This is a genomic window from Pseudoalteromonas sp. GW168-MNA-CIBAN-0100 (genome assembly GCF_040309225.1).
Taxonomy (GTDB): Bacteria; Pseudomonadota; Gammaproteobacteria; order Enterobacterales; family Alteromonadaceae; genus Pseudoalteromonas; species Pseudoalteromonas arctica.
The window spans coordinates 1-276 of the sequence record NZ_JBEOOL010000520.1 but is presented as its reverse complement, the minus strand read 5'-3'; the positions used below and the strand labels follow the sequence as shown (position 1 = coordinate 276).

General features: G+C 46.4%; 1 pseudogene. It reads left to right on the top strand.

The features are described from left to right. Positions 1–61: 61 nt before the first annotated feature. A pseudogene (locus AAEY62_RS22255) lies at positions 62–276 on the top strand (hypothetical protein); the annotation flags it as partial.

Genomic DNA, 276 nt, shown 5'->3' with positions numbered 1-276 from the left:
CCCCAAGGTTGTCGATTTTTAATTACGCTTCCCATAATAACAAATCAAGGAGTTAACTAGCATGACCTCGCGTTTAATGGCTATTTTATGTGTGTGTGGCAGTGCCATCATTTTATCGGGGTGCAAAACTAATAACCCCCAACAGCAAGTGGTTGATAGCCCAGTGGCGCAAACGCAAACTAAAGTAACGAGCGATAAAAACAGCCAGCCAAGCCCAAAGCCTCGGCCTAAAAGCGATCCTATGTATCCCCCTGCGGAGCAAGTAATAGCCTGGCA